28 protein-coding genes and 1 pseudogene are annotated in these 26,174 nt (G+C 58.0%); 10 read left to right on the forward strand and 19 right to left on the reverse strand.

Features of this window, described 5'->3' with window-relative positions:
- Nucleotides 1–1,200 precede the first annotated feature (1,200 nt).
- A complete protein-coding gene (locus ABIE40_RS28890) occupies nt 1,201–1,401 on the reverse strand; it encodes a helix-turn-helix domain-containing protein (protein ID WP_199628487.1) in 201 nt (66 codons plus the stop codon).
- Between the two features lie 110 nt (nt 1,402–1,511).
- Between ABIE40_RS28890 and ABIE40_RS28895 the strand changes: the two genes are divergently transcribed.
- Nucleotides 1,512–2,672, forward strand: coding sequence for a site-specific integrase (locus ABIE40_RS28895; RefSeq protein ID WP_199628486.1), 1,161 nt, complete (start codon nt 1,512–1,514; stop codon nt 2,670–2,672).
- A gap of 134 nt (nt 2,673–2,806) precedes the next feature.
- Here the strand turns inward: ABIE40_RS28895 and ABIE40_RS28900 are convergent, their stop codons facing one another.
- The 3 genes from ABIE40_RS28900 to ABIE40_RS28910 all read right to left on the reverse strand — a co-directional run bounded on the left by ABIE40_RS28900 (nt 2,807) and on the right by ABIE40_RS28910 (nt 4,776).
- Entirely contained in the window at nt 2,807–3,229 is a 423-nt protein-coding gene (locus ABIE40_RS28900; protein WP_199628658.1) for an HD domain-containing protein, read from the reverse strand.
- Between the two features lie 5 nt (nt 3,230–3,234).
- Entirely contained in the window at nt 3,235–3,543 is a 309-nt protein-coding gene (locus ABIE40_RS28905) for a DUF2934 domain-containing protein (protein ID WP_199628485.1), read from the reverse strand.
- 147 nt (nt 3,544–3,690) lie between these two features.
- Nucleotides 3,691–4,776, reverse strand: a complete 1,086-nt coding sequence (locus tag ABIE40_RS28910) for a sensor histidine kinase (protein WP_199628484.1) — start codon at nt 4,774–4,776, stop codon at nt 3,691–3,693.
- Nucleotides 4,777–4,945: 169 nt separating this feature from the next.
- On the opposite strand from ABIE40_RS28910, the gene ABIE40_RS28915 reads away from it, so the two are divergent.
- Nucleotides 4,946–6,385 (forward strand): DUF7125 family protein, encoded by a 1,440-nt coding sequence (locus ABIE40_RS28915; protein WP_210341155.1) that lies wholly within the window; start codon nt 4,946–4,948, stop codon nt 6,383–6,385.
- 37 nt (nt 6,386–6,422) lie between these two features.
- Nucleotides 6,423–6,788: a response regulator gene (locus ABIE40_RS28920; protein WP_199628483.1), complete on the forward strand. Its 366-nt coding sequence runs from the start codon at nt 6,423–6,425 to the stop codon at nt 6,786–6,788.
- Nucleotides 6,789–7,146: 358 nt separating this feature from the next.
- Here the strand turns inward: ABIE40_RS28920 and ABIE40_RS28925 are convergent, their stop codons facing one another.
- The 4 genes from ABIE40_RS28925 to ABIE40_RS28940 all read right to left on the reverse strand — a co-directional run bounded on the left by ABIE40_RS28925 (nt 7,147) and on the right by ABIE40_RS28940 (nt 9,290).
- Nucleotides 7,147–7,404, reverse strand: a complete 258-nt coding sequence (locus tag ABIE40_RS28925) for a hypothetical protein (RefSeq protein ID WP_174166677.1) — start codon at nt 7,402–7,404, stop codon at nt 7,147–7,149.
- A 92-nt stretch (nt 7,405–7,496) separates the two neighbouring features.
- Entirely contained in the window at nt 7,497–8,078 is a 582-nt protein-coding gene (locus ABIE40_RS28930) for a cysteine hydrolase family protein (protein ID WP_199628482.1), read from the reverse strand.
- 100 nt (nt 8,079–8,178) lie between these two features.
- Entirely contained in the window at nt 8,179–9,000 is an 822-nt protein-coding gene (nadE, locus tag ABIE40_RS28935) for an NAD(+) synthase (RefSeq protein WP_199628481.1), read from the reverse strand.
- A gap of 44 nt (nt 9,001–9,044) precedes the next feature.
- Complete coding sequence (locus tag ABIE40_RS28940) at nt 9,045–9,290, reverse strand: hypothetical protein (RefSeq protein WP_199628480.1); 246 nt, start codon at nt 9,288–9,290, stop codon at nt 9,045–9,047.
- A gap of 112 nt (nt 9,291–9,402) precedes the next feature.
- Between ABIE40_RS28940 and ABIE40_RS28945 the strand changes: the two genes are divergently transcribed.
- From ABIE40_RS28945 to ABIE40_RS28955, 3 genes and pseudogenes are all read left to right on the forward strand, one after another.
- Nucleotides 9,403–9,936, forward strand: a complete 534-nt coding sequence (locus ABIE40_RS28945) for a DUF4142 domain-containing protein (protein ID WP_199628479.1) — start codon at nt 9,403–9,405, stop codon at nt 9,934–9,936.
- Between the two features lie 56 nt (nt 9,937–9,992).
- Nucleotides 9,993–10,817 (forward strand): TIGR03885 family FMN-dependent LLM class oxidoreductase, encoded by an 825-nt coding sequence (locus ABIE40_RS28950; RefSeq protein WP_354541221.1) that lies wholly within the window; start codon nt 9,993–9,995, stop codon nt 10,815–10,817.
- Between the two features lie 155 nt (nt 10,818–10,972).
- Nucleotides 10,973–11,555 (forward strand): annotated as a pseudogene (locus ABIE40_RS28955) (hypothetical protein); the annotation flags it as partial.
- Between the two features lie 75 nt (nt 11,556–11,630).
- Here the strand turns inward: ABIE40_RS28955 and ABIE40_RS28960 are convergent.
- From ABIE40_RS28960 to arsH, 7 genes are all read right to left on the reverse strand, one after another.
- The gene (locus ABIE40_RS28960) at nt 11,631–12,116 is read right to left on the reverse strand and encodes a hypothetical protein (protein WP_199628478.1); all 486 of its coding nucleotides are present in this window, start codon (nt 12,114–12,116) and stop codon (nt 11,631–11,633) included.
- Nucleotides 12,117–12,286: 170 nt separating this feature from the next.
- On the reverse strand, nt 12,287–12,499 hold the full coding sequence (locus ABIE40_RS28965; RefSeq protein ID WP_199628477.1) for a hypothetical protein: 213 nt from the start codon (nt 12,497–12,499) through the stop codon (nt 12,287–12,289).
- Nucleotides 12,500–12,670: 171 nt separating this feature from the next.
- A complete protein-coding gene (locus ABIE40_RS28970; RefSeq protein ID WP_199628476.1) occupies nt 12,671–12,880 on the reverse strand; it encodes a cold-shock protein in 210 nt (69 codons plus the stop codon).
- Between the two features lie 194 nt (nt 12,881–13,074).
- Nucleotides 13,075–13,944 (reverse strand): transglutaminase family protein, encoded by an 870-nt coding sequence (locus ABIE40_RS28975; protein ID WP_199628475.1) that lies wholly within the window; start codon nt 13,942–13,944, stop codon nt 13,075–13,077.
- A 79-nt stretch (nt 13,945–14,023) separates the two neighbouring features.
- Nucleotides 14,024–15,112 (reverse strand): extracellular catalytic domain type 1 short-chain-length polyhydroxyalkanoate depolymerase, encoded by a 1,089-nt coding sequence (locus ABIE40_RS28980; protein ID WP_199628474.1) that lies wholly within the window; start codon nt 15,110–15,112, stop codon nt 14,024–14,026.
- A 138-nt stretch (nt 15,113–15,250) separates the two neighbouring features.
- On the reverse strand, nt 15,251–16,282 hold the full coding sequence (locus ABIE40_RS28985) for a fatty acid desaturase (RefSeq protein ID WP_199628473.1): 1,032 nt from the start codon (nt 16,280–16,282) through the stop codon (nt 15,251–15,253).
- A gap of 1,313 nt (nt 16,283–17,595) precedes the next feature.
- A complete protein-coding gene (gene arsH / locus ABIE40_RS28990; RefSeq protein ID WP_502944835.1) occupies nt 17,596–18,363 on the reverse strand; it encodes an arsenical resistance protein ArsH in 768 nt (255 codons plus the stop codon).
- On the opposite strand from arsH, the gene ABIE40_RS28995 reads away from it, so the two are divergent.
- The 3 genes from ABIE40_RS28995 (at nt 18,344) to ABIE40_RS29005 (ending at nt 19,161) form a co-directional block, all read left to right on the forward strand.
- Nucleotides 18,344–18,445: an epoxide hydrolase N-terminal domain-containing protein gene (locus ABIE40_RS28995; RefSeq protein ID WP_199628471.1), complete on the forward strand. Its 102-nt coding sequence runs from the start codon at nt 18,344–18,346 to the stop codon at nt 18,443–18,445. The two genes, arsH and ABIE40_RS28995, sit on opposite strands and share 20 nt — an antisense overlap.
- Before the next feature lie 238 nt (nt 18,446–18,683).
- Nucleotides 18,684–18,893: a cold-shock protein gene (locus tag ABIE40_RS29000; RefSeq protein WP_025555398.1), complete on the forward strand. Its 210-nt coding sequence runs from the start codon at nt 18,684–18,686 to the stop codon at nt 18,891–18,893.
- Between the two features lie 97 nt (nt 18,894–18,990).
- A complete protein-coding gene (locus ABIE40_RS29005) occupies nt 18,991–19,161 on the forward strand; it encodes a hypothetical protein (RefSeq protein ID WP_165402667.1) in 171 nt (56 codons plus the stop codon).
- Nucleotides 19,162–20,344: 1,183 nt separating this feature from the next.
- Here the strand turns inward: ABIE40_RS29005 and ABIE40_RS29010 are convergent.
- The 4 genes from ABIE40_RS29010 to ABIE40_RS29025 all read right to left on the reverse strand — a co-directional run bounded on the left by ABIE40_RS29010 (nt 20,345) and on the right by ABIE40_RS29025 (nt 25,258).
- The gene (locus ABIE40_RS29010; RefSeq protein ID WP_199628470.1) at nt 20,345–20,482 is read right to left on the reverse strand and encodes a hypothetical protein; all 138 of its coding nucleotides are present in this window, start codon (nt 20,480–20,482) and stop codon (nt 20,345–20,347) included.
- Nucleotides 20,483–21,042: 560 nt separating this feature from the next.
- The gene (gene htpG / locus ABIE40_RS29015) at nt 21,043–22,929 is read right to left on the reverse strand and encodes a molecular chaperone HtpG (RefSeq protein ID WP_199628656.1); all 1,887 of its coding nucleotides are present in this window, start codon (nt 22,927–22,929) and stop codon (nt 21,043–21,045) included.
- Between the two features lie 378 nt (nt 22,930–23,307).
- Nucleotides 23,308–25,014, reverse strand: coding sequence for a dihydroxyacetone kinase family protein (locus ABIE40_RS29020; protein WP_199628469.1), 1,707 nt, complete (start codon nt 25,012–25,014; stop codon nt 23,308–23,310).
- Nucleotides 25,015–25,039: 25 nt separating this feature from the next.
- Nucleotides 25,040–25,258: a hypothetical protein gene (locus ABIE40_RS29025; protein WP_354541222.1), complete on the reverse strand. Its 219-nt coding sequence runs from the start codon at nt 25,256–25,258 to the stop codon at nt 25,040–25,042.
- A gap of 395 nt (nt 25,259–25,653) precedes the next feature.
- Here ABIE40_RS29025 and ABIE40_RS29030 point away from each other — a divergent pair, with 395 nt between their 5' ends.
- Nucleotides 25,654–25,932, forward strand: a complete 279-nt coding sequence (locus tag ABIE40_RS29030; RefSeq protein WP_049730551.1) for an HU family DNA-binding protein — start codon at nt 25,654–25,656, stop codon at nt 25,930–25,932.
- The last annotated feature ends 242 nt before the right edge of the window (nt 25,933–26,174 follow it).

The raw sequence follows: 26,174 nt of genomic DNA on the forward strand, positions 1-26,174 counted from the left end.
GGTCATTATAAAGAAATGCCCCAAATCATTGTCAGCTGACCGGAATTGATGAGATTCTGCAGTGGTTTTCCTAACGCGCCATATCTGCGTCAACCATCCGCTGCACTTGACCATTGATCTTATTCCCTTTTCCTTCGCTGGCGCGGCTAAGCGTTTTGTCACTTAGTCTCACGATTTCCGTCCTCGATGCGGCTAGCTCAACAATTCCATGCCCGAGCGAACGAGAGGACCTTAATTGGGCGGTCCACGTCTTTCTTGGCGCCCCTCCCCCGCGCCTCCCAGGGTGGAAAAACGCGACCGGCTCGCTTTCGGCCACAGATGACTCAGGACGCGTTCCGATATTTTTCCATCTCTGCGGTCATCCTCACCCTTGAAAAGCGCTGTACGGCCATCTGTGAGGGTCGAAAAATTTCACTTTCCTATTTTTTGAGGGGCCAGGCCGATTCTCCGCTGGACCGATAGTCAGGCGACCAACGGTCGAGCAGTCCCGCTTGATCTTCCTTCGGCAATGCTCGTCAGCGGCCTTTTCGATGCGAGCGATCATATCCGCCGGATCGCTCAGCAATCGGGCGACACCGATGGCAAGCGCGTACCGTTCCGCAGATGGTGCAGACGAGAGCTGCGCGATGTCCGTTGGCAGCTGCTGATCATAGATCGGGACTGCGACCGCGAATTCCGGCACCACAATTGTCAGCGCAGGGCGTCGGAAGCGTTTCGATTGGAGGGCGGGCTCGTGCTGTTGCGGCAACGACAATCTGGCCAATTCCCACGGAGCCGGAGGAGACGCTTTGCGGATCGGCGATAGCAGCAGCGACAAAGCCGGCTCAACTGGTACTGCGTCGGCACCCTTTCCCATTCCCCATCGATTGAGTATTGCCCCTCCCCTGCGCGCTGCCCAATAATCGCCGAGGGCACTGACCCCGCGGGTGTCGCGGCTGAACAGGGGTTGACGATGTCGCTCGCACCAGAAGGAAAAGGCAAACGACCAGGGTTTGAGCCGTGGCGGTCGTTGCATGCCCTGCGAGCACGCGGGGCAAATCTCCCATGCTTTCCACCGGAGGAGATTGCGATAGCGCGATGGCAAACCATGGAAGGTCATCGCGAATAGTCGTTCTACCGAACTGCTTGTTGCTGCGGCGATGCACTCCACATCACTAAGCGCGGGTTCCCTCTCCAGCTCCAGCGCAGGTCGAGCCCAGCCTACGTGCGATTGAAGCTCGCAGCACGCTCCTCAGTCCTGAACCGCTTCAGCCAGCGGAACAGGGTCGCACGGCTGACTGCAAGCTCCGCCATCGCATCGGCGACATCCCCGGCCGTGGGGCGCTGCGGTAGACGCCGCAGAACGTCCGCATGCCGAAGCACTTTCTGCCATTCGACTTCGTTGAGCTGATCACGTCGCATAGCCTTCACGCGCCTGGCATATCGAGGTAATCTCACCATATCTGAATCGCGTGACAGTTCAGTCTCAACGAAACCGAAACGGTCTCACGAAATCTGAATCGGCTAATCCTTTGGAACCAAATGAACTCCAGTCTCGCGAAAAACGGTCAACTGACAAAAACAGCGAAAATCACGTCGAGGAGACCACAGCACCGTCTCTCAGCACAGCGACTGGGCATGATGTTTCCGCGCCGGAGGTGTCGAGCGATAGCCACCTCCCCTCACTTATCGGCGAGGACGAAACACCAGCTCATCTCGCCAACCTTGCCGATCGTGCCCGGGGCTACGTCGCAGCGGCCAGTTCCGCCAACACCCGCAAAGCCTACGCAGCAGACTGGAAGCATTTCTCAGCTTGGTGCCGGCGGTCAAACCTCACTCCCCTCCCCCCGCATCCGCAAACCGTTGGGCTTTATATTACCGCCTGCGCTTCCGGCACGGCTGAACGGGGTGCAAAGGCGAACTCAGTCTCGACCATTGAACGCCGCCTCTCTTCGCTCTCCTGGAACTATGCCCAGCGTGGCGTCTCGCTTGACCGCAAAGACCGGCATATCGCCACCGTGATGGCCGGCATCCGCAACAGCCATGCCAAGCCACCAGTCCAGAAAGAAGCGATCATGGCGGAAGACATCATCACCATGGTCGAGACGCTCGATCGCGGCTCTCTGCGTGGCCTGCGGGATCGGGCGATGTTGCTTATCGGCTTTGCTGGCGGTCTCCGACGCTCCGAGATCGTGGGCCTCGATCTGAAAGCCGACCAGACAGAAGACGGCCGGGGTTGGATCGAGATCCTCGACAAGGGCATGCTTATTACCCTGCGCGGTAAAACCGGATGGCGAGAGGTCGAGGTGGGTCGCGGCTCATCGGACGCCACCTGTCCAGTCGTGGCGCTCGAGACCTGGATCAAGTTCGCTAAACTGGCTCATGGCCCTCTTTTTCGCCGGGTGACGGGGCAAGGAAAGGCTGTCGGGTCGGAGCGGTTGAACGACAAGGAGGTCGCTCGGCTTGTGAAAAGGGCCGCAATGGCTGCAGGCGTTCGCGGCGATCTCAGCGAGATCGAGCGAGCCTTGAAGTTCTCCGGCCATCCCCTTCGTGCAGGGCTTGCCTCCTCGGCCGAGGTTGACGAACGCTATGTCCAGAAACAGCTTGGCCATGCTTCCGCGGAGATGACCCGCAGATATCAACGCCGGCGCGACCGCTTCCGCGTGAATCTGACCAAAGCTGCTGGGCTTTAACTTGCTCCCGCCTGATAGTGACCGTAAGGGAAAATTTCGGTGTCGGAAGTCATGCTGAGCGCTTCAGCTGCTTGATATTGGTGCCCAGGGAGCTCGGCTTCGAGATCGCGAGCGCCAAGCATGACATAGCGACATCAGAACTGCCTTCCCGTCGATGCCCGCAGGATCTCCATTTCGTAGCGATATTTCGCCGGGTCCGAGCCACTCCGCTCGGCCTGCCAGAGGTTGTCCTCAAGATCAGCCTGCTTCACGGGAACAGCCAGCCGGTTCATCGCCGCGCGCCTGACAAATGCTGCAGTCTCCTCGTCCGGCCGTTTTGTCAGAGCATCAACAGCGGAAACGACCTCCGGCGGGAATCCCGCCTCATCCAGCTTGCTTAACGACCATCCCCTCCCCTTCTCGACGACATCATGAAGATAAGCGACTGTTCGAGCTTGGTCACCCGGAACGAGAAGCGCCACGCGCTGGCAGTGCTCGAAGTACGGCCGGCCGATCTTGTCAGTCTGGCCGTCGTGCGCTTTAAGGGCGACTTCGATTGCACGGTCTAAAAAGTCCACGAGCGTCACGGCCCCTCGGTCTTCTTGACCTTGCGCCGCGCCGGCTTTTCGCCCGTGGTTATTTCGACATCGAGGACCGGCCGCGTTGGCTCCGGCGAACTTTGTTTTTCAGCCGCGAAGGGTGTGTGCGTTGGTGGGTCAGCGTCCGGGCGTTCGCCAGCGGCCTTAAGCATGGCTGCTTCGTTCCTGTCATCGGAATTTAGCTCTTCGGAAGCTTGTTGCCAGTGGCGCAGTTCGGCGCCCTCTGGCCGACCCTCGCTCTCCCAGATTTCATGGGCGCGCTGGCGGATCATTTCCTGCTTTTGGGTAGACACGGCCGTCTCCTCCTAACCATGCAACTGACTAGGGTGATCTAGGGTGCTTCAGTGAGCCGTCGAGGCCGGAAAGATGCCCTCATAGAGCACGATCGCTCGAACGTATGACGAAAAAGCCCGGCGCCAATCTGAACGGAGTGTTCACGTCTAGATCTGAGCGGGCGCAGCAAAGGCTGTGCGAGGTACCGAAAGTTTGATCAAGAGGCCCTGCGGCTGCCACTCTCTTGAAACTTCTGCATTGAGGGTGCGAACGATCATCTGTTCCAGTCTCGTACCGAACCCCGCATTTGCTGGTTCGGTGTTGCCGGAGGGTTGTCCGCCCGATTCAAGCCATGAGATCTCGACACTTTCCCCGCGTGCGTCCACCGTCACGTCCAGTCGCCCTTCCACATTTGACAGTGATCCGTATTTCACAGAATTGGTCGCATACTCATGAAAGAGCAGTGCGAGGCTCGTTACACGCTCGGCGCTGATCGGTGTGTCTTCACCATGAAGGTGCCACTGCTGTTCCCTCCCCTCGCCATACGGTGAAAGCAGACTCGCCAGCAGCTGAAACAAGGTTGTTGAACGCTCTTGAAACGCTTCGTCCCCTGTAAAGCTTGGAAGTGTCATCTCATGGGCTTGCGAGAGCGCGACAAGGCGGTCTTTCATTGTCGAGGCAAGCTCACCCGGAGTCTGCGCGGTGCGGGCCGCAAGCGTGATAATGCTGCCGGTGATGGCAAACAGGTTCTTGACCCGGTGATGCATCTCCCGAAGCAGAAGGTCCTGGCGTTCGGCCGCACGCTTTCGCTCCGAGATGTCCCGGGCGATCTTCGAGGCTCCGATAATCTTGCCGTCGCTGTTGCGGATCGGCGAAATCGTCAGCGATATGTCAAGCAGGGCACCGTCCTTACGTCGCCTGATTGTCTCGAAATGGTCGACACGCTCCCCGGCGTGGATCCGCGCAAGGATTGCCGGCTCTTCGTCAAGCCGATCCTCGGGGATGAGCATGGTGATATGCTTTCCGACAGCTTCTTCGGCGCTATATCCGAAGAGCCGCTCGGCGCCCTTGTTCCAGGTGGTGATGAAGCCCTGAAGCGACTTGCTGACGATGGCGTCCTCGGACGATTCGATGATAGCCGCCAGGAAGGCGGCTGCGTCGTGTGCCGGCTTAGCCGCTACGATGGCCGTTTCCTGCGCCTGCAAGCCTCCGTCGGCCCCGTCGATATCGCCGCTATCAGTTCTATCTGTCATCGGCGCTACGTGTCCTGTCATGTCATTAGAAAATAGCAAGGCGGTCTTTCCTCGCAGGAACCTTAGCTCCCCTCGGCGAGAAATAAAGCCTTTTGTGTGGCCCAACTGTTGCAAAATCGCGTGACGGATTTACGGTGCGGCCGACCCCTAATACTGGACGACCATCGCGATGAACGAACTTCCAAGACTATTGACCGGCATTTCCGGTCTCGACACCATTCTTGGAGGCGGCCTGGTCGAGGGCGCGTCCTACATCATTCAGGGCCACCCGGGTGCGGGCAAAACCATCTTCGCAAACCAGGTCGCTTTCGCCAACCTTTCGCGGGGCGGCAAGGTGCTTTACGTCACCCTCCTCGCGGAAACCCACGATCGGCTGTTCCAGTCCCTGGGGACGCTTGAGTTTTTCGACAACGCGCACCTGGGGAGTTCCATCACCTATGTCAGCGTTTTCCAGACGCTCAGAGATGAAGGTCTGTCTGCTGTTGTGAGCCTGATCCGCCAGGAGATCGCCCGGCAGGAAGCAACGTTGTTGGTCTTCGACGGCCTCCTGAATGCTCGTGATCGCGCCGACACGCAACTTGACGTCAAGACATTCGTCGCTGAAGTCCAAAGTCAGGCGGCATTCGTCGGATGCACCGTACTTTTCCTCACCAGCACCCGGATTGCCGAAGACAGTCCTGAGCACACCATGGTTGATGGTGTCATAGAGCTTCACAACGAGCTCGTCGGTGTGCGATCAGTCCGGCGCCTGCAAATTAGGAAATCAAGAGGAAGCGCTGCTCTCGGCGGCTACCATCAGTTCGAAATTACCTCGACAGGCATGACGGTGTATCCGCGCATGGAGGCCATGCTGATGTCGGCTCTTGCTGCTGATGATAAGGCTACCCCTCCCCTCACTAGCGGAACAGATGGGTTCGATCGGTTGATGGGTGGCGGGCTGCCTCGGAGCTCGGTGACGCTGTTGTTCGGCCCTTCCGGCTGTGGGAAAACCGCAATGGGTCTCAACTTCTTAAGCCAATCAGCCAAGGAAGAACCTGGTTTACACTTCGGCTTCTACGAAACGCCAGCTCGGCTCTTGGCCAAAGCGCGCGCCTTACGCGTCGACCTGGATACGCCACTCGAATCCGGCGCCCTGGAGGCGATCTGGAACCCGATGACCGAAAACCTGCTCGACAAGCTCGGGCATCGTCTTCTCGACGCTATCCGCACACGCGGCGTCAAGCGACTCTTGATCGATGGTTTGGGCGGTTTCGAGCGAGCCGCCGTCCACCCGCCTCGGCTGGTTGAATTTTTCGCGACGCTGATGAACGAGATACGTCGGCTTGGAGTTACCACAATTGCGACCTGGGAACTTCGGGACCTTTTCGGCCCGACTGTGACGGCTCCGGGGTCGGAGATCTCGAGCCTGCTGGATAATCTGGTGATGCTGCGCCATGTAGAGATCGACTCGCGGTACAAGCGCACCATATCGGTGCTCAAGGTCAGGGACAGCGCCTATGAGCCGGTCATTCGGGAGATCGAGTTTGGGCCACATGGACTAGCAATTTCCGCGCCGCTCCAGGCCGTGACTGGCGCAGCCACCGGGGTGGCGACACCCGCACGGAATTGATCTTGATGTTTGGCTGAGAGAGCATGAGCAGCAACAGATGCCGTTGATCGTAATCGCCGAGGATGAGTTTCTAATCGCTGACGTTCTGGCCATCATGCTGGAAGATGCGGGTTACGAAGTTGCATCGGCATCGCACGGCAAAGCCGCCCTCGCTCTCGTGCGCGAAAAACGTCCCTCGCTCGTTATTACAGATTTCATGATGCCGTTGATGACCGGGCTTGAGCTGGCTCAGGCGATGCGCGGGGACGGCGATCTATCCCACATTCCGATCATCCTGACCAGTGGAGCACAGGGAAGCATCGGTCGCGCCAATCCAGACGTTTTCGATGCGGTTCTGGACAAGCCCTACAACGAGAAGAAGTTGATCGCCGCGGTGAAAGCGCTCCTGACGGAACTAGATTGAATCAGCGAGCAAGATGTGGATTTTGCATCACAAGGCGGAACAGGTTCTCCTGCCGGTTGTTCTGAGCCTATGACCCAGGAAAACGAAAAAGACTTAGCAAAGATCATCGGGCGCTACGCACGCGATCCTGTCGCCGCACGGCAACTGCAAAGGCTCACCGTCTTCTCGCTTCCCGCGGACTCGGCGGAGATGTTCCAAGGATTGCTGGAGAAGTTGGAGCAGAGGGAGCGAGCGCACTCAACAGCTTCTGCCTGACGCCATGCGCTCTTCGGCCTCCACGCAACTGAAGAGACAGAGCGCTTCGCCATCAGGGCTGGCTGTCAGCGGGGACAGATTGAGAGTCATGTACCCCGGTCCGTCACACTAAACTTCTGATCGGAAACATGTCCTCGCCGTAATGATGAAGCCGCGTATGATGGCGCCGGCATAACCACCGTACTCTCAATGGCTCGTCGTATTGATCGTGATGGGCATCAACCGCCTCGACGCCGCAAACCTCGCAGGTTTCCTTGTCGAGTTCGCCTGCCTTGACGGCCCGCTGGACAGCGAGATGCGCTTCGTACTTGCCAGGGTTGGCACGGCGCCAGTTCGCCTGCCGGGTGTCGGTTTTTAGCATCGTCGCAACGGCCCCATATCAGTCCCTGCCTTGTACCACAAAGGGCCCGTTTCAGAAAGCGGCACGGGCAAGCCGAGCTAGGGACGCCGCCGTTAGCAGGCACGGCTGAGAAAGTCCTCCGTCAATGCGATTTCCAATTGGACCGAAAATCGATCACCGAGCAACTCAAGTGAAGCATCGTGTGTTTCATCCGCACCGCTACAGACGGCATCTTTCAGGAGGATGACGCGATAACCAAGGTCGATGGCTCCGATCGCTGCAGCCAGGACACAGACGTCTGTCTCGCCGCCTGAGATCGCGAGGGTCTCAACCCCCTCCCCCGCCAGGACGCGGTGAAGCTCACCGGTGGTCCATGGCGAATAGGTCATTTTGTCGAAGATCCTCGCCGGCGGGACCAAAGCCTTCAAAGACGGAACGAGATCGACCATCTCCGGCCCGAGCTGTTCGAGGGTCATCGTGTCCCACTTCTCGTAGTAACTCCGCCACATACCGCGCATGTCCGCTGCCCGCTTGGGCGGCACGAAGCGCGTAAACACCGTCCTCTGCGGATAATGCTCTGCAAATTCCTGGATCTGAGGCGAGACCTCTTGCATCCATGGCACATGCCAAGGCGTGTCTTCGGCAAACATCCGCTGCATATCGATGCACAAGTGGATCCAGTTCGTATCGCTCATCGCGTCCTCCGTCCGCAGCGAACCAGAATAGCAGGCAGGAGTTCCTTCTGGCTAAAGTCACTGGAATGCCTGCGGTCTCGCATAATGGATTCATGCTCAGTTAGTTGATCGGTGCTACGGGCAAGGATCGCTTGTGCCCACTCGCCCGATACGTCCGAAGGATCCGCAGTCGTGCAGCCTCCGCGACCACCTTGCCTTCAAGAAAATCGTCGATCTCCTCATACGTGACACCATAGACCTCTTCATCAGGACGAAGGGGCGCGTCCGATTCGAGATCCGCGGTCGGCACTTTGAAGACCAGCTCCGATGGAGCTCCCATATGCTCGGCTATGGCCCTCACCCGACGTTTGGTGAGGCCAGCAAGTGGCAATATATCGGCTGCTCCATCGCCAAATTTGGTGAAGAAACCCATCAGGGCTTCCGCAGCCTGATCCGTCCCGATGACAAGACCGCCGGTCGCGCCAGCCAAAGCGTATTGCGCGATCATCCGCTGACGCGCCTTGATGTTGCCGAGATGGAAGTGTTTGCGGGCCGGCTCTACCAGATCGCCGCCTTCCACCATGACTGCATCGAGCATGGCGTCGGCGGCCGGCTTGATATCGATCGTGACGACACGATCGGGTCTGATCACGGCGAGGGACTTCTGCGCGTCCGACTCGTCGGCCTGAACCCCGTAGGGCAATCTGACAGCGATGAATTTGGCATCGTATCCATCAGCGCGGAGTTCCGAGACTGCCTTTTGTGCAAGTAAGCCAGCAGCGAGAGAGTCGACACCACCGCTAATGCCCAGGACGAGGCTCCGGCATGATGAGTGGCGCAGGTAGTCGCTCAGAAACTGGGTGCGTTGTTGGACCTCGCGCTCCGCGTCAAAATCGACGCTGACCCCGAGAGCTGCTGATATCGATTGCTGTTCTTCGTCCAATGGATTCCCCCGTAGTCTATGGCTATTGATCTCGGACAGAGCCTCTATGACAGCAACGGCTGGTCCTGTTTCCAATCGCGATAGGGCGCCAGCTTCTGGCCTGGAAACCGTCGTTCGATTTCCTCTTCCACCAGAGCAATTCGGGAGAGAGTTTCGTCACGATCGCTGACATCGTTCTCGCTATGTTGTTCCAGCAGGCTCATGGCGTCGAAAACCTCGTCCATCGTCATAGCCTCAAGTCGAGATGCGAAATCTGGGATGTCTTCACGCAAGATATCTTTGCCGTTCATCGCTGGCGTCCTCCATTCCGTGAGAAAACCTTAAGAGGTTGAATTTGTTCCCTGTCCTGGAACCAAGGGGCGTCGCGTTGGTTATCGGGACACTGTCAACAGGAGACTCCTCATGAAAAAAGCCCTCATTCTCGCGTCCATCCTTCTCGCTACCGCCGGTTCTGCGGCGATGGCACAGTCCACCGCTGAAAAGACCGGCGTCAATTCTGTCATCGGTGTAGCCCCCAAGACCGAAGATTTTGTCCTTGAGGCGGCCAGCAGCGACATGTTCGAGATCGAGTCCAGCAGGCTTGCTTTGGAGCGTTCGGACGAAAAGACAAAGGCGTTCGCCCAGCAGATGCTGACCGACCATCAGAAGACATCTGACGAGCTGAAGGCCATGGTCACATCCGGCAAGGTCAAGGCGACAATCCCGACCGCGATGTCGTCCGCTCACCAGGGCATGCTCGACGACCTGAAGAAGCTTCAGGGTGCCGATTTCACCAAGCAATATCACTCCGATCAGGAAGACGTGCATGAGGACGCGGTCGATCTGTTCAAGCGCTACGGCGACGAAGGCGAGAACGCCGAGCTAAAGGCCTGGGCTGCAAAGACCCGGCCGGCATTGGAACACCATCTTCAGATGGCCACGGACATGAACAAGTAACAGAAGCTTGCCGCCCCCGCTGAGATTCACGCGGGGGCCTTTCTTTGAGGACGCCAATGCTGATCGGCTACCATGCCTCTCACGAACAATTCTCGCCAAGCGAGTTGCTGGAATACGTCCAAGCGGCTGAACGAGCCGGCTTCCAAGCGGTCATGACGTTCGATCACCTGGCGCCGTGGAGCGAGCGACAGGGTAACTCCGGCAACAACTGGGCCTGGCTCGGCGCTGCCATGGCGAAGACCAGCTTGTCATTCGGGAGTCTGTCGATACCGGGTGGGTGGCGATACCATCCCGTCGTGCTGGCGCATCTGGTCGCGACTCTAAGCGAGATGTTTCCAGATAGGCTGCGGTGGATTGCAATGGGCAGCGGCGAGGCCCTGAATGAATATGCCGTCGGTCGCGGTTGGCAGGCCAAAACGGTACGAAACGCAAGACTGGTAGCTGCATCAGAAATCGTCCGAGCGCTGCTTGCCGGTGAGACGGTGACGTCTGACGAGCCAGGCCTCAAGACAGAAGGCGCAAAGCTGTGGTCGCTTCCCGAGAAGCCACCTTTGTTGTTGGGTGCGGCACTCAAAAAGCAGACCGCAGCCTGGATTGGCGAATGGGCAGATGGGCTGGTCACGGTTCGCAAGCCGATGAACGAAATGAAGGAGATGGTGGAGGCATTCCGATCGAGCGGTGGGGCCAAAAAACCTGTTGCCCTGCAGGTTCAGGTGTCCTGGGCTCCCACCATAGATGAGGCTCGAATGGCTGCCTGGCATGAGTGGCGCAATGCGGCAGTTTCGCCTGATCTGTTGGCCGAGCTTAAGACCCCGGTAGAATTCGATGCCGCGTCACGAGATGTTTCACCTGAAGAGCTAGCTGAGTTCATCCCCTCGTAACGAATGGCCGTGACCTGCTTGATCTTATCGAGGAAAGCACGGCGTGTGGCTTCGATGAGTATAGGTTATCGATGGTTGTTGATTTCGGAGTGTAACGCAGACTCAGAGCAAACCGTCCGTTGACGGACGCTGGGGCCGATGATTCTGGAGCGATAGTGATCAAAGTCAAGGCATCACTAATAGTCGTAGAGAAGGCTCGACACCATTGGCGCGCCCTGCCGATGGAACGGCGGGAGGAGCTCGCGGAGCTACTCACTGACAAGGAATGTCGAAGAGCTCAAGCATCTCGTCAACCAGGGGGGTGGGCGACACTACGCTTCGGGAACTCACCTGAGACCTCAGCCTGGGGACCGGCAGCAACCGGATCTTCCCTCCCCTGACCTGCGCCGGAGGCGCTGCTGCTCAAGTTCTTCGCCCAATGCGACGGATCCCGGTCGGGCATACCTGATGATGTGGACAAAAACCTCCGGCTCCAGAATGCATTGGACACGGTGCACCGGCGGCGGCCAGCTGGTCGACCCTCACGAAATGGCACAGTCTTAGCGGCGCTTTCGAGGGGGCAATGGCGGACTGGAGTCTGGGGAGTTTTCCGCTCACGGACTTCGGTCGGGATACCTGACGGAGGCGGCCGGTCGCGGTATTCCCCTCCCCGAGGCAATGGAGCAGTCGCGCCATCGATCGCTTCAGCAGACGAGCAGCTACTACAACAACGCAACGAGGTGGAGCGGCCGAGCTGCACCCACGGGGGCACGTCAGGACCACCCGCTGCTAATGTCGGAAACGGGTTGTTCGAAGAGGGCCAGAGTTGCGCTTCTATTGACCGATTTGGAGTAAAGCTCGTAGGGCCTCATGTTCAGGCCCGTTAGGTTTCAGACTGAGGAATGCGTCGATCGACCTGCTTGTCTCCTGTCCGCCCGATGCTGGATTGGCACGATGCAGGACAAAGGCACCTTCACCCTTGCTCTGATCGCATACGAACCAGCGGTCGCCGTTGGAGCTGGTGGCGAATTCCATCTGCTTTTCAGGTCCGCAGCTTTCCTCGATAAAAATCATCTCGTCTAGGGGCTGAGCCTGCTCGCGAGACATCGTTTCTTGATCTGCCAGCTCGCCCGCCCTTTGCGCGACTTCTGTCGAGGCGGGATAGTCATCCGGCGCAATCATCGCAGCTCGGATCTGCTCGATGAGGGTGGTCTCCGCCGCATGGTCCGCTCCCGCTTCGGGCTTCAGATCAAGCGTCGCATAGTCTGCTCTTTTGAGTAGCCTATAAAGAAGAGACTGCTTCACGACGGATATGTTCACCACAGCCAGCCCTCCGCGATCAAGAACAGGACAAAGACGAAGCTCGCTACAGCAACCGCTGCTGGAGCAGCGTTGGAAGGGCTTGGCAAATAAAATCTATAGGTGGGAGGCATATCCTCTCCTTCAGTTAGAGTGTCGGCGCGACCGCCGATCCCGCTGATATTCCCTCCTCACGCTGCCGCGGACGCCATCTTCCGGCGCCGAGTGGGACGAGTTGATTTCAGCTCGTTCGCGTGCGCTTTTCGTAATAGGCGCAAGCGCTCGGTTTTGCGGATTCGCTCGGCCGCTTCCGTGTCAATGATCTGCCGCGCGACTTGGCTGGTGGTCGCCGCCTTCTCTCGTGCAGAGACCTTCTCCGGCTTGAATAACTCCTGCTTCGTCATGCTGATAATCCTCTTTCGGTCTGTAGCTCGGACGCATCCAAGACGTCGACGGTTGGAGCGAAGCCGGAGACGAGGCCGGCCAAAAACAAAAAGGCCGGGCGCTAACCCGACCTCTCACAGTCACTCAGCTCTGCTGCCAGTACATCCGTGGTCAGCGGGGCGAATGAAAACTTAAGCTGCCTGAAGACTTTCGGCCGAGCTTTTGCCGGACTTGCGATCTTGAACAACCTCGTAGGATATCTTCTGGCCATCCGAGAGCGACTGCATTCCGGCACGCTCGACAGCAGACGCATGGACGAAGACGTCCGTGCTACCGTTATCCGGTTGAATGAAGCCGAAGCCCTTGGTGGAGTTGAACCATTTTACGGTACCAGTCGTCATGACGATTTCCTTTCAGAACAATCGTTGTGGTCCCCGCGATGCCTTGCGGGATAAGATCGATGATTTGAGAGGAAATCCGACGGGAGCGAAGCTCCGGACCAACATCACAAGCAATGGTCGATAAGCACTATATGGGCACAAGTTCTGATTTTACAAGGGCGCGTTGGATTTATGTTCGGCTGTCGCTCGCATCATCAGTCGATCAAAGCGATGTCCACGGCGACATCCAACGACACGAAGGCGTCCGCAGGACCGATGAACGTTCCCGACACTGGCATGAGCTGGGTAATGTCACGTCCGATGGCCACCGGGATCAGGTTGGCGCTTCCCATGCTCCTGTTTGTCGGATCGAACGCGATCCATCCTGCACCCGGGAGGAACACTTCAACCCATGCATGGGTCGATCCGCCCGACGACGACCCGACCAGGGTGCTCGCCGGGTCATAGAGATATCCGGACACGATCCTCGCCCCGATGCCAAGAACCCGGACAGTTTCGGCAAGGAGTGTCGCAATGTCCCGGCAGCTCCCGGACCGTAGACGAAGGGTTTCCAGGGGAGCCTGCGTCCCTTCGGTATCTCGCGCCTGATAGGCAACGCTGTTCGAAACGCCGATACTGAGGTCCTTCAGCAGCGACAGTGTGTCGGTCTTCTCTCCCATGACGAAGCCCTTGGCCCACTGCTGCAATTCGCCGGAGGGGTCAGGATACTGAGCATCCCTGAGAGAGCCAAGGTCCTTCCAATCCTGGTCGTCGTAGAGGAAGGGGTAGGTTGCGCCCGACGCTGCGATGTCAAACACCGGCCAGGCCTGCGATTTTAGGTCGACGTCGGCATGGCTTATGATCTCCAGCCGGCTTGTCGCCTCCGAAAACATCAGGGTCGCAATTGCGTTTCCGAATACATCCGTGGTCCACGCGACTTTGCCTTCCGGCGAGACCGTGATCTGATGATGTTGCAGCAGAAGATCCGGTCCTTCGCGCGGTCGCAGCAATAGCCGATAGGGCGTGAGTTGGACGGGACACCGGTAGCTGTAGGTCGTTTGGTGCTTTATGGAAAGCTTTGTCATTTCCGCTCCTCGCGCAGAAGAAACCCTGAGCGCGCCTATGTTCAGGGCCGGTTCCTCCCTCGGGGCACCGAAGGACAACTCATCTCATAAGGCCGGCGGATCGCAGCGCGTTCTCGATGACGTCCTGGACATAGTTCGTCACCTCCTTGCGATCATCGCTTCCTGTTTCGTTTGAGGCCGTCGGCCTCGCATCGGGTTGGACGCGACGCTCGAAGGAGGGCGTGAGACCCCAACTGCGGGCAATGTGTTCCGTCGAGGAGACGCCGACGTCGAGCATATAGGGGGCTTGCACGCCATAGCCGCTCGACGTGTCGATCGGGGTGCCGTGTCCCATGCCGCCAATGCGGTGAAGCTCAATGGCGTCCGCGCCTGCCCTGTTTGTCCAAGTGTAGTGTTCATGTCCATCGATAGCGTCAGACCGCGCCGGTCGATCGGCAACCTCGTGCATGACCTTCCATTGCTCAATGATGGCCCGTGCGTTCAACTCATCGACTGTCTTGTCGGCCGTACCGTGCCAGACCGATATCGTGGGCCACGGTCCAACATGCGGCGATGCCGATCGGAGACGCTCTTGGAGCCGTTGGTGGGACGGCAGGCCGTGGCCCCGCATCCGGTCAAACGCGTCCGGGACCGTGGATGCAACACCATAGGGCAGACCTGCAATAATCGCTCCCCCGGAAAACACCTCCGGATAGGCGGCAAGCATGGCGTTTGCCATCGCGCCGCCGGCTGAGAGCCCCGTAATGAACACTCTAGTGGGGTCGATACCATGGTCAGAAACCATCGTATCGATCATCTCTCGGATCGAGCGAACCTCTCCGCGACCGCGTTCAATGTCGTTGTCGGAAAACCAGTTAAAACAAAGGTTGGGGTTGTTCTGGCGGGACTGTTCCGGAAACAGAACTGCGAAACCGAATTCGTCCGCCAATTTCGACCACCCCGATCCGGCATCGTAGCCGGCCGCGGTCTGGGTGCAGCCATGCAGGACGACAACAAGCGCAAGCAGGCCAGATCGATCGCCCGATTCGGGAGCATAGTACCAGCCGAACAGGTTGCCGGGATTAGCATTAGCGATCTCCAACCGCGTTAGTCTGGCTGGACCCGCATCCATCACCGGACTGGTGCGGTATCGTTGTAGCCGCTGCAATGTATCCGAAAGACTTCTCATGGAGCATCCTCGCTATTTGCGGAATGCCAATCGACGTCCCGGATACTCTAGGTAATGCTGCACTGCACAATTGCAAGTACGGAAAAGAGATCGGCCGAGTTCACTGCAAATACCGCGTGAGACCGGCAGATAAGGCAATCATTGGGCTTCCTTCTCGGCCTGGCTGAAGGAAATCAGTCGCTGCGTTTTCTCGTTCCAAAGCACGAGCCGGACTGACGCCAGACTATCGCGAATTCCAATGCGGCCGATATTCGCGAGCTCAGGATGGTCACGAAGCACTTCAGGCAGCCGGTAAAACGGTACCCGGCTGGAGAGATGATGAAGATGGTGCATTCCGATATTGCCGGTAATCCACCGCAAGGGGCGAGGCAGATCGTAATGGGAGGCTCCATGCATCGCTGCATAAGGGAATGCCCATTCTGGCGGCCTTGACCAGTGGGTCTCCTCGAACTGATGCTGGACATAGAACAGCCAGACGCCCGCGGATCCGGCAATGAGGACGATCGGCAGATGGATCAATAGGAAAGGAATGATGCCCACGCTCCAAATCAACACTGCCGCTAACAGGGCAACGGCCAGGTTCGTCGCCATGGTGGAAATCCACGGCAGTGCGCCCGATCGCATCATTCCGAACGGCAGCCGTTGCTTGATGAGAAACAGAAAAGCAGGGCCGATCCCGAACATCACAAATGGATTCCGATACAACCGATAGCCAAGCTTACCCACCAGCGGCAGATTGCGATACTCCGATACCGTGAGTGTCGTTATGTCCCCGACACCGCGTTCATCGAGATTGCCGGCCGACGCATGATGGTCATTATGCGCACGCCGCCAGTAATCGTAAGGCGTTAGCGTCAGGACACCGAGGGCGCGACCGGTCCAATCATCCAAACGCCGATTTGCGAATAAGGACCCGTGCCCGCAGTCATGCTGCAGCATGAACAGCCGTAGCAAAAAAGCCGCAGCCGGGATGACCAACACCAGGCCCACCCAGTAACCGGACTGCAGCGCGATTGCCGCGGCGGTCCATAAAAGCACAAACGGGATCAAAGTGACAGCGAGTTCGAGAAAGCTTCGCGCCCGCACGGGATTACGGTAGCTAGCAATGATCTTGAGCCAGACTAGTTCGGAGCACACGTCGAGGCTGAGAGGCTGTTTAGTCGTGGTCAATTTTCATCTTTCGCATCATGAGATCCAACGCTTGCGGCGGAACAAGCTATCTCGTTTCAAATCACAAACGGTTCCATCATTCGACGCGTCGGTGGAGAGGATACGATGGGGCGTCGTAAAGCGCACGGATCTGTCGATGATCGAAACGGGCCTCATCGACTTCGAGAAGACAGCCCAACTGTTGTGCGCCAGGCATTTCTTCCACCGCAAAACGAAGGGCCTCGGCCGCTGTCTCAAAACGCCGGTAGCGAGGCCCGTTGTGACCTCGAACCGCTTTCCCAGCATACAACCCCGCCGAACTTGCATAATCGAACTGGGTCAGGTGGTTGCCCTCCAGCTCATAGAGCGACGCTGAGCTTCGAGACGGGAGGCTTCCCTAAGAGTTCGCTCCGTTTGTCTCCGCTCGAGCAATCGCTTCTGCATCTCCCGTCGCAGGTCCTGGAGCTTTTCGGCATTCGAGCCTTGCTCGACATTTGCAACGCGAAAGAGCTTGTCCGCCGATTTGCGGAATATGTGGTTCATTATGAATTCCTTGAATGGTGATAGTGGTCGATGACGCTAAAAAGCTTGGCCCGGGTCTCGGTCCGCTTATCTGATCATCCGCTATATATGGACGAGGGCCCCGCGTGCGCGGGACGGCGCAGCCGCCGCTATGAGGCTGGCGGCAGATCCCTATGCCACTGCGATGCGGACCGTGAGAGCGCCCTCATTACCACCAACGGTAGCGATTTGAGGCTGCTTGTGCTTAATACATGTCTGAGGGGACTTGTTCGTTCTCTGTACCCGAAAGAACTCGTTCGCACCAGGTTTTGCGAGACGCATGCTGCATATTCATTGGAAGACATTTTGCCCTCCTTCTGTTTGGGGTAAAGCCGTCAGCAGAAACTTTGACGCCCACGGGAACGGCTAAACCCGCCTGGTCCCGGCGACACCCGCCGGAAAGAACGACCGCCCGGTAGAGACGCCGGAGTCCCGCGGAGCTCAAAATCACAAGCATTGGTCGATAACACATATGTGGGTACAGTTTCGGATTTAACAAGTGCAAGATTGGATCTTAGGGCTACCCTTCGCCATTGAGCGGATCGTCCTCACTCGCCCCGCCCCGATGCGGTCGAAAAAGCTGCCGAGCCAGGGCGGGGTCAGGCGCCGATCAGCAGGGCGGCCGAAAGCGCGCCGGAGATTCATTCGGCCGACCACGCAAAATACGCAGCCATGTCGGGCGCCAGGATGCTGAAGCTGTAATAGGGGGGTGTCATAGCCGATGTTCTGCGTGAGAAGGAGCGCAAGGATCGCGGCGACAGGAACGCGCTCATTCATATGGATTTCAGGCTCACGCGCTGCTCCAACTTTTCGGTTTCTTCCTTTCGCTCGCTGTAGCGATCGGTGAGGTAGGCAGACGCATCACGGGTCAGGAGCGTGAACTTGACCAGTTCCTCACAGACGTCGACGATCCGATCATAGTAGGACGACAGCTTCATGCGGCCGTCAGTGTTGAATTCCTGGAAAGCCTTGGCGACCGACGACTGGTTCGGGATGGTGATCATCCGCATCAAGCGGCCGAGCACACGAAGCTTATTGATTGCATTGAACGACTGCGAGCCGCGGGAGACCTGCATAACGGCGAGTGTCTTGCGCTGCGTCGGCCGCACGGAACCGACCGAAAGCGGGATCCAGTCGATCTGCGCCTTCATGATGCCGGTCATGGAGCCGTGGCGTTCCGGACTGATCCAGACCTGGCCCTCCGACCACGCCGACAGCTCACGCAGCTCCTGCACCTTCGGATGACTGGCGGGTTCCGCATCGGGAAGCGGCAGGTCAGCCGGATCGGAGATCTGCACCTCGCAGCCGAAATGCTTCAGCAAGCGCGCCACCTCTTGTGCCAAATGCCGACTATAGGCCACGGTGCGCAGGGAACCGTAGAGGATCAGAATGCGCGGCTTGTGCGAGGAGAACGGAGTACGCAGAGCTTTAGGTCTGTCAGCTACTGGATGGATAGCTTTGACTGGCGTGCTCAGGAGCGACGCCAATTCGCGGCCGAGATCGAAGCCAGCGGTCGTGCACATGACAGGCGATAGCACCAAGCCCCCGCTCCTGCTCCTGCACGGCTGGCCCGGCTCGTTTATCGAGTTTGAAGACCCGACCGCGCCACTGGTCACAGCATAGATCCGCAGATCGAGGCGATAATTTGAGGCTCCGGGCTGCGATACACGAAAAATAAAAGCCGGTGTCAGCCTTGCTGAATGTAATTTTATGACCATATATGAACTATCGAATTTGCTTTTTGAGCTTTGCTTTGCGGTAAGCCGCAGCTGGCGAACCTTTTCTTTCAGACATCGATCAAATGACTGCCGGCGGTTCGCGCCGGGCAGCGACTAATCGTGCGATTGGAAGGATAATCGTCATGAATACAGGTATCGTAAAGTTTTTCAACACCACCAAAGGCTTTGGCTTTATCCAGCCGACCGACGGTTCCAAAGACATCTTTGTTCACATCTCGGCCGTCGAACGCTCCGGGATGAGCTACATCTCCGAGGGTCAGAAGTTGAGCTACGACATCGTGGCTGACGGCCGCTCGGGTAAGAGCGCAGCCGAAAATCTTCAGGCAGCCTGACACATCGCCGGTCTTTGACCACGGATGTACTGGCATTGACCGCATGTCACAAGGTCGGGGAATGTCCTCGGCCTATTTTTGTTAAAAGGAACCTCACATGAAAAAAACCAACGCCGAACAGCAGATCCAGAGAGCGGTGCGCCAGGTGAAAAACACCAGCGGCGGCGGCCATCTCGGTGGCACGAATTTTGGTCAGGGTTATGATGCAAAGACATCATCGGCGAAAGGCAAGGCCGATAGCAGCCGTCGAAGCTCCCGAAAAGGCTGATAGCCCGCTCATCGCAGTGACACCTGGAGGTCAACATGGAACGAGCTGAATTCGCATCGAGCAGCAACGAGGATCGATGGTTCCTGCAACGGGAGACGCGGAAGGCATGGATCATGTCCTGCACCGCGCCAACAAAGCTCGTGGGCATTAAACCCGATACGAATCGAGCGCTTTCTGTACCTGCATCCTCAAGGTACCGAGCACGCTGCGCTTCGCATGGTGCTCGAAGATAAAAGCCCATCAGGAGAAACAACATGACCGCTACGAAAGACCACTTTTTTAAGCCCGAAAAATTGTCGGCGGATGCCAAGGCAGTTCTATTCAACGCCACGGTCCGCACTAATCTTGAGGCAGAATCCGCGGCTAGGAGTAAGAAAACGCAGGCTCTGCGAGCACTCCGGCTCTCGCAGCCCACAGCTGAGCTGCCTCTACCCGCCCGCAAAAGATCTGCACCGCTACGCAAAGCGGCTTGATCACGCCCGCCTTATCTTCGGGGTAGACGATCGCTTTGCCCGCTAATCCTATGGAGCCAGCCGCGTTGATCAGGTTGTACCCGCATGACCGAACCCGCTGAAGCACTCGCTAAGTTGATATCCCGCTACGCCACGGATCCCGAATCTGGTTTGGCGCGAAACGCTTTAGACCGCGTTGGTCGTGAGCTCGTCGAAATCATGCTTGTGGCAAGGATTTTGGAGGGTCCGGGCTGAACGGCAAGGCCTTCTCCGCTCGCTCCATGCGTTGCCTGCTTGCTGAACCAGGTCCCACAGGTCGGCCCGTCATTGCGCGCGGCGATTTCCTGTGCCCGCAGCGTGACCTCGAGGCGACCAAGGAGAATGTCTGACGGTACTCAGCGCCGCCTGCGCCCTCCACCTCCGTCTGCAGAACAAGGGACCGACCAACGGCGACATATTCTTCATGCGGTGGCGGCTTTCAGACAGAATGAAATGATGCCTCTCAGCATCATGCGGTTGACGCTTGGTGACGTCGTCGAGAACACCAGGATGTTAGTGCTGTTGTCATCAGGGTGGACGAGACGGTGGGCATCGACCAGGAAGGTACGCTGCCCGATCCCTAACTCTCGGCATAACGTTGACGATCACGAAGTTCGCGAATGTCCTACAGTCCGTTGCCCAGCTCGAACAGGCTCTCTTCGAGGAGATCGTCGCGCTCCACCTGGAAGGTTTTAATTGAAAGCGTTATTGGCGGTGGTCAAACATAGCCGCTGATCGAGGACGACGTTCGGCTGCGTCATCGTATCGACCACGCCCTGGGGCTCGAACGTGCCCGCTTCTGAACAGGCGGTAAATTCTGCCAGCATCATCGGTCGCGTTCTTTTCGCATAAGAGGTGTCTCGACTTGGTCATTTCAGATTAAAACACAATGCGACCCCATCTGTTTGGGCGCGCCTGCACCGGACGTCGCCTCGTATGTTACGAAGAACGGCCAACAAGCATGGCGTTCTGCCGTTTCCCAGCTATGAGGAAACGCGAAGGGATCAGGTGGAACCCTGAACCTGATCACAAGGCCATCAAGCTGCCAGTCCCGCGACACCTGCACACTCAAAGTCCGAACAACCATCTGCTCGAGCGCTGTCCCGAACCCCGTGTTGTGATCTAACGCGTTTCAGGAACGCAAAGTTATCGAAAGCTTCCGAGCAAAACCAAGCGACTGAGCACTGGGCACGCGCCGCACCGCCCGTCGAGACCTCAAATTGCGAGAGCGTTGACGCAACGCTCTCGTTATTATCATTGGAAACGCCTCCAACGAGCCCCAGCAAGCGGGCGGCGTCCATAACCCAGGCGATGCCCTAGGACACTGGGTATTCTAGACCTCGAGCATCCCATCAAAGTTCCGCCCCTGCTATGCGTTGGTGCACGATGATCAGTGCTGGCCGATTGCCCGGCTGAACAGACGGGCCTGCCGGCCGGCGAAAGCGCGGGGATCTCCGGGTTTGTCACCATCGAGAATTCGAGCCTCATCCAGTAGGAGGCGAACGGCGTCCTCTCGGAACGCGTGATCAGCGACTGAGGCAATATTCTGCACAAGTTCACTCTGCGCGTTTATCTCGAGAATCGGTTTTGACGCGGCCTGCAGCCGCCCGGCCCCCTGAAGTATCTTTTCCAACTGTCGGTCCAGCCCATCATCCGGCGCGACCAAGCAAACCGAACTTTGGGTTAGCCGTTGAGAAATACGCACGTCGGCCACTTCCTCGCCAAGCACTCCACGAGCGAACTCGATGAACGCGGTCACATCCGATGATATCGAAGGCTTATTGTCGTCGGAATCCTTATTACTCGGTATCGCATCTAGATCGGAATGACCCTGCGTAACCGATCTGAACGGCTTTCCATCAAAGTCACGAGCATTGGTCGGCCAGAAGCTGTCGACCTGGTCCGTAAGCAGAAGAACTTCGATGCCTTTGGCGCGGAAACCTTCGAGATGCGGAGAAGAGTTGAGTTGTTCGACACTGGAGCCGGTTATGTAATAGATCGCCGACTGCCCTTCCTTCATGGCGCCAACGTAGTCGGCAAGGGTCCGCGTCGCTTCGCTGGACGCGGTCGTGCGGAATCGCGCCAGTTTCAATAGCTGTTCTCGGCGTTCGTAATCCTCGTAAATGCCTTCCTTGACGATCGTGCCGAACAGATCCCAGAATCTCGTAAAGGTTTCGGGCTCCCCTTCCGCCATCTTTTCGAGCGCCGAAAGTATACGGCTGGCTACACCCTTGCGGATCGCCGAAAGAACTGGGCTTTCCTGGATCATCTCGCGCGAGATATTCAGTGGCAGATCCGGCGTATCGACGACACCGCGTACGAACCTCAGGTAGCGCGGCAGCAGTTCAGCGTCGTCGGTGATGAAGACGCGCTTGACGTAGAGCTTCATGCGACCCTGTCGGTCCGGTTCAAACAGATCGAAGGGCTGAGAACCAGGAACGAACGCAAGCGTAGTATATTCGTGACGACCCTCGGCGTGAAAGTGAACGTTGGTCAATGGCTCGTCGTACTGACCGGAGACATTACGATAGAAATCGTCATAATCTTGTTTTGAAACCTCGCCCTTCGGTTTCGTCCAGAGTGCGGCGCCGTCTGTGATTTGAGTCGGCTCGGCGCCGAGCTTCTCGATCAGCTTGATCGGCACGGGCACATGCCCGGACTGATCGCGAATGATTTTTTCCACGGCCCACTTGGTGGTGTACTTCTTGGCGTCCTCCAAAAGATGCAGAACGACGCGAGTTCCTCTGGTCGGTGCATCTGCGAGATCGATAGCCACAACGTCGTAGCTGCCCTTGCCATCCGAAGACCACTTCCAGGCATCCTCGCTTCCGGCCAGCCGGGAGATCACGTCGACCTTGCCCGCGACCATGAAGGATGAATAGAAGCCGACTCCGAATTGGCCGATCAGCTCGGCTCTCTCGCCGCCCTTGGCGGCCTCGATACGCTCCATGAAGGCCTTTGTACCCGACCGAGCGATTGTGCCGAGCGCGTCTATCAGGTCATCGCGGCTCATGCCAATTCCGTTGTCCTCGACGACGAGGAGGGGCGCCTCTTCGTCGAGCGTCACCAGAATCTGAGGGTTCCATCCGCTGCCTGCGAGTTCCGGCCGGGCGATCGCCTCATAACGGAGTTTTTCGCAGGCATCGGCTGCGTTGGAAATCAGTTCCCTGAGAAAGACATCTTTATCCGAATAGACCGAATGCACCATCATGTGCAAAAGTCGGCTGACGTCGGCTTCGAATGCATGCTGTTCTGGCTGTTTCTGTGTTGTTGTCATCGGCAACCCCCACTGCAAATAATCCGCGCGTGAGATGGATTTTTCGATGAGAATTTTCAAGCCCTAAGACTACGATACATATGGCGCCTGCAGGAGCATGTAGGCTTATGCGGGTTGCGGTCAGCTGCGAGCGTCAGTACAGGCCGCGAAGCTCAGACCATGCGAGCGCCCTCTGAAAACATCGAGCATGCGGAGCATGATTATCGCCTCAACAAGTCCAGTGGCCGAATCCAGAAGCCTTTTCTTGGTGTCCCGCTGCAGTCGAGGAGCTCGAATCGCGACGTTTCCACCTCACGCTTAGTCCCAGCTTAGTGTCGCCAAAATAAATGGTTTTCACTAAGCCGCCGCGAGCCGGTGCCCGCGGCCTGGCGCTATCCTCTACTCTGGCCGAGCATCATGATCGAGAGCACTGAGCCACACGGTCACGGCGGCTGCACCGGCGTCCGGGCTTCCAATCGCTCGCGTGCCTAGGTAGCTGGCTCGGCCTAGTTTTGGATGCATCAAGCTCGTCATCTCAGCTCCCTTTCTCGCTGCATTGATTGAGTCCCGCAAGGCGATCTCAGGCGGCTTCCCACCGGCGATTGCATCGTGTAACGCGCGGGCGGCTGGCTCCAAAGCATCAATCATCGTACGATCGCCCGGCTTTGCGCCACCTAGGTCCATGATCGCTTGAACCGCATCCGAAAACGCGGCGGCTATGTCGCTGGCGGAGGGAGACGGGTGCTCGGATAGCCGGCGTCCCGCTCGCAGGAACGCAGTTGCGTAGAACGGTCCAGAGCTTCCAGCAATCGCCCTCCTGATCCGATCTCCAGCCATTATGAGAGCGTTACCCGGCGTGACAAATGCGGCCTCAGGAAGCGAGAGAAGCGCTTCCGCGCCTCGCCGCATACTGGCACCGAGGTCGCCGTCTCCCGAGAAACCATCAAGACGCGCCAGCTCGTCCTCTGCGAGAATGAGAGCCTTGGCTGCGCGTTCAAAGAGGTGGCGCAGCTGGTGTCCACTCTCGCCAATGGAGACCGCTTCTTCCTCATTAGGCGCCGTCCGGGGCGCAGGGTTGGTCGTTAATGTCTTTCCGCCAATCACGCCACCGCCCCGCCAGGCGAGCGCTGTCGTTGGTTGGTCGAGGAGCTCCAACTGATTTGACGATACCGGTAAAACAGACAAGGAGAAACCCGGCATGTCGAGCGCCGATAGAAGCGTACCGGTCCATGCCCGAGCGACCTCCACGCCTTCACGTGACAGACGGTGCAGTGCCGAGCGCGCCAAGATCGCAAGTTCAAGCGGTGGAGTTGCGCCGAGGCCGTTTACGAGGAGGGCGATGCGATCGCCTTTCTTCATCTTTCCATCCGCGAGGAGAGCGTCGAGGATGATCTGTACAAGATCATCTGCCGGAACAAGCTGCATTTTGCGGATGCCGTGTTCACCATGGATACCAAGACCGATTTCGATTTCGTCTACACCAAGTTCAAAATTTGGTCTGCCTACAGATGGAAGTGTGCATGGACCAAGGGACACACCCATACTCCCGACAGACGCAGCCGCCTCCCTGGCGATGGCGGCCACCTCTTCAAGAGACAGCCCCTTTGCGGCCGCTGCGCCCGCTATCTTATGCACCAGAATCGTACCTGCGATGCCGCGGCGCCGATCTGCTGAGACGGTTTCCCGAAGTGCAACATCGTCCGCAACGACAACGATCTCGACAGGATATCCTTCCGCTCGGGCCATTTCGGCAGCCAGGCCGAAATTCAATCGATCTCCCGTATAATTCTTAACAATCAACAGGGCACCGGCGGCGCCGCTTGCCGCTCGAATGCCAGCAAGAACGGCATCAGCGCTCGGAGACGTAAAGACGTCGCCAGCGATTGCTGCGGTCAGCATTCCAGAACCCACGTACCCTGCATGGGCAGGTTCATGCCCGCTCCCGCCGCCTGAGATCACGGCGACTTTACGTTGGGAGGGAGCCGGCAGGTCGGCTTCGACAACAACGTTTTCATCGCTGAGAAGACTGGCAGCGGCGCTGAGAAGAACGGTGCCCTCCAACATTTCCCTGACCACGCTGTCTGGATGATTGATAAGCTTTTTCATGTAGACTCCAGAGGTTCTTGTCTATCTAGGCCTGTGAAACGCCAGCACGGGAGCCTTCGCTCGTGAGGCTTGCTGTCGTTACTGAAAGGCGCTCGCCAGGCGCGTGCAAGCGCTCCTCAACATACCGGGCGAGTACAGACGCCGGCCACGCCAGTGCGAAGTAGAGCCCTGCCGTGAGGGCGAACACATGCAGGGGCAAGAAACTCTCTGCCATGATCTCTTCGATGTGTTGTTCCAGAAGCATCGTCGTCTCCTTGACGTTTGTGAAAGACGACGTGCGCGGTCATGGGGACCTGGCGGGGTCAGGGATCGCGGAACGCGACCGCCAGCGGCGGCGAGCGGGGGTGCCAAGTTTGCCGGAGCGCAGGGTACCGGAGCGGAGGCAAAATTGGGGGGACCGCTCGTCCTTGAGGCCGGCATGGCGCCATGGCATCCTGGGACAAACTGAGCAGATATCTCCTCTCCGTATCGCACCCGAACGCGAGGGCGGGCTCGATGCCCGGCTTCGGGTTATCGATGCGTGATCGGTTGAATAACTGTGGAGATCCTGGGCTGTCGAACGATTTTCTGCAGTGCAGCGATGACAGGTCCAACCAGCAATGGCAGGGATTCTAAATCTAACATAATGCGGAGAACAGAATGACCACCACCAACGAGATCGCCGACAAGATTGCAGGCGAGCATGGCCTCACCAAGGTTCAGGGCAAAGCCATCGTCGAGGCCGTCATCGCTTCAATCACCGAGGCAGCGGTCGCCGGCAACGAGACCTCGCTCCCGGGCTTTGGCAAGTTCAAAGTGAAGGCGACGCCGGAGCGCGAAGCGCGCAATCCTGCGACGGGCGCGACGATCAAGGTTGCCGCGGCAAAGAAGCTGGCGTTCACGCCGGCAAAGGCGCTCAAGGACGCGCTGAACAAGTAATTCTGCAGTCCTGGTAAAAATAGCCCGGCCGTGGCCGGGCTATTTTTTTGTTTTCGGCGCTTCAGCGAAGAGCGGCCTGTTGATGAGATCCCGGACGATCGTATCGCTGACCGCGGGTTGACCCCTCGCGAGCATGGTCATCCAGGAGCTTGTGAAGGATGCCGGATGGGAGCCGTATGAAGTCGAGACCGCGGGCGATCGCAGCGATCCTCAATTGCGACAGTGTTTCGAATTCTTGGTCA

The sequence above is a fragment of the Rhizobium sp. OAE497 genome (genome assembly GCF_040546565.1).
GTDB lineage: Bacteria > Pseudomonadota > Alphaproteobacteria > Rhizobiales > Rhizobiaceae > Rhizobium.